Below are 2971 nucleotides of genomic sequence, written 5' to 3' on the forward strand. Positions count from 1 at the left end.
TACACACACATCGCGATCACCATCGCCGCGACGACACCGGATGCCGCCAGCGTGGTCGGTACCGCCACCACACCAGCCACCGCCGCGGCGGCACCCACATGATGACGCCGCGACCGGCACCGGTGACCGGAGTCCAAGCGGCTCAGCCGCGGCCCCACGGACGACGAATCGCTGATCGACAACACACCCACCGGGCCCGCCACGGGCCCCGAACGGGCCAACGTTCCCAACGCCGAGCAGACCGCCCGCGCACCCACCAGCTGGGCGGCGCGGGCATCGGCGGCTTGCTCGACCAAGCCGGCGACCTCACGGCCCGCGCGGCTGAACAACGGAATCAGCGGAAACGCACGCCCGAGAGCGCGGGCCGCCAACACCACGGTGTGATGACGTTGCCGCCGGTGCGCGCGCTCATGGGCAACGACGGCATCGAGTTCCTCACCGGACAACGCCGCCTGTAACCCAGTCGTGGCGGCGATCCCGGCATCCTTACCCGGCAGACAAAACGCCATCGGCCGCCCGTCGGCGAGCCACCACACGTCGGGATAGCGCTCACTGCGGGCGCCCACCAACCGCAACGACTGCAGATACTCCTCACGAGCACCACGCATCCGCACCGCCGATCGCACCGCGATCGTCACCGCTCGGACAATCGCTGCCCCGGTCACCACCGCCAGCACGCCACCGGAGATCGCCTCCACCCGCGGGGATGCGCCGTGTGACAACACCCGCAGACACGACACCACCTCGGACAACGAATGGATGCCGAAATGGCCGGGAACCGCCAGCGTCACAACAGCTCCCACCCACAACATCGCAAACACGACCTGCGCGGCCGGCCAGGCCACCAACACCCAACGAGCATCGATACGGCCCTGCACCCGAACCATCCATCGAGGCCACAACCAGCCCAGCACACCCGCGGCAACAACTAACACCACCGCTGCACTCATGGATGCTCACCCATCGTTCGCCTCGATCCTCGACGCCCCGCCGTCAGCTCGCTGAGACCCACACTCAACACACCTTCCCGGCGACCCACCACCTGCACCACCAGCCAGTATGCCCCAGAAGTTCGTCGGTGACGCCGCAACTCAGGCACCGACCGCGCCGCCAATTACTAGGTTTTATAGTAGTTAGTTGACGCGGGTTGACCCGGCCTGCGCGTACCAGTCCGAGGAATGCGCCGTGACCGAGAACCCGAAGGAGACGCACTCGCCCCCCGACGACCACCGTCGTCAGTATCTGCATGCCATGCGAGACGTCTACCGAGCACCCACGCCATACTCGACCCACCAGTTTTTCCACCGCGCCCACCACCTCAGCGTCACCTCGAACCGACGCCGCCACCTCGCCGCACACATCGGTCTCGTCCGCCACCTCGCTGCGATCGGCGACCTCTCCGGGGCACGTCACCACCTCGGCAACGTCCTCATCTCCCTCGTCCTCCAAAAGCATTGCGGCCAAAAGCCTTCACAGCCTTCCACCCCCATCCAGAAGTCGTGACCACGACACCCCCAGAGGGTTAGGGCGGCTCCTACCCGGTCTCGCCACCACCCCGATCACCACACCACCCACGCCCGAACTCAGTCCTACCCACACGAAAGTCCTAGCCGCTTGCCTGCCTCAAACCCGTCCAACCGCACCGCTGCGGTCGTCCTCGCAGTCATCGCCACGCTGATTGTGCTAACCGGCTGCTCCACCCGGGAACAACCCACATCCCCACCACCGTCGGCAACCTCAGCAGAGAGCGCAACACTGACCCCAGAACTCGACCACCTCCACGCCCTGCACATCCGCGCCGACGGCACTATCCTCGCCGGAACTCACACCGGCGTAATCGCCCTCACCGCAGATGGAACCACCAGCCGGGTCGGCGTCTCCGACGACGACTTCATGGGACTGGCCGGGGTAACCGGCTCTGATCGGATCTTCGCCTCCGGCCATCCCGGCCCGCGGAGCTCGGCACCCAACCCGCTGGGACTCGTCGCCAGCGAAGATGGCGGGCAGACATGGACACCGAGATCGGTGGCCGGCGACATCGACTTCCACGCGCTCGCCACCAACGGACAACTACTCGTAGGCTTCGACGGAATCAACGGCCTGCTCGTATCGACCGATGACGGGAGAAGCTGGACCCCCGGCGCGCCCCTGGCCGCAGCAGCACTCGCGATCACCGACCGCGGCGTATGGGCGACTACCCCAGATGGCCTGCAACACAGCACCGACGACGCCCAGACCTTCACAACCGTTCCCGATGCGCCGGCCCTAGCTCTCCTGGCGGCCGCACCCGATGGCACGCTCTGGGGCATCGACACCGCCGACACCGTCTGGCGCAGCCCAGACGGCACACACTGGGAACAACGCAGCACCATCAATAGTGTCAACGCGCTGGTCGCCAGAAACGCCGAAAATGCATACGCCGCAAACGAACAATTGCTCTACACGCTCAGCTAACGGACTCGTGTGGAGCAACGAAGGAAGGAGGCGACTCAGATCCGGACGCGCTTTTGATCACGTCCACTCCACCCACTCCACGAGCAGGATCTGACAGACGGTGGCACCCGGCCGACCTGGGTGGTCACTCTCGACCACCTGACGGCACCCAGAAACGCCACGTCTTCGAAGACGTCACTGTCGTTATCGATGAGACGAGCAGCCCCGACTACCCCACGAACTTGCTGCGCGTGTCACAGCTGCGTGAGCACACCGAACCCGCGACCTCAAAGATCGCCTTGGGCGGGGACGGTTATCGAAGGCCGCCGGCTTCGGGCTGTGGATGCGAGTGCTGCAAGACGACGGCACGATCGGCGTGTATGGGCACATCAGCGAGACACTGGTGAGCGTCTGGCGGCGAGTCCTGGCCGGCGCGCAGATCGCAACGGTAGGAAACCGCGGCTACTCCACCGGCCCACACCTGCACTACAAGGTGTGGCAGCAAGATGGACCCAAACTCGATCCTGCACCGTGGTTG

General features: G+C 65.7%; 3 protein-coding genes and 1 pseudogene. 3 read left to right on the forward strand and 1 reads right to left on the reverse strand.

Going from position 1 to position 2971, the window contains the following annotated elements:
- A partial coding sequence (locus ABLE94_RS26235; RefSeq protein ID WP_006357618.1) for a M56 family metallopeptidase occupies positions 1–950 on the reverse strand: 950 nt, incomplete at its 3' end.
- A gap of 235 nt (positions 951–1185) precedes the next feature.
- Between ABLE94_RS26235 and ABLE94_RS26240 the strand changes: the two genes are divergently transcribed.
- The 3 genes and pseudogenes from ABLE94_RS26240 to ABLE94_RS26250 form a co-directional block, all read left to right on the forward strand.
- Positions 1186–1503: a hypothetical protein gene (locus tag ABLE94_RS26240; RefSeq protein ID WP_010844644.1), complete on the forward strand. Its 318-nt coding sequence runs from the start codon at positions 1186–1188 to the stop codon at positions 1501–1503.
- A gap of 111 nt (positions 1504–1614) precedes the next feature.
- On the forward strand, positions 1615–2454 hold the full coding sequence (locus ABLE94_RS26245; RefSeq protein WP_035718240.1) for a F510_1955 family glycosylhydrolase: 840 nt from the start codon (positions 1615–1617) through the stop codon (positions 2452–2454).
- 301 nt (positions 2455–2755) lie between these two features.
- Positions 2756–2971, forward strand: a pseudogene (locus ABLE94_RS26250) (M23 family metallopeptidase); the annotation flags it as partial.

This window comes from Gordonia sp. VNK1 (assembly GCF_040049135.1).
GTDB classification, from domain to species: domain Bacteria; phylum Actinomycetota; class Actinomycetes; order Mycobacteriales; family Mycobacteriaceae; genus Gordonia; species Gordonia oleivorans.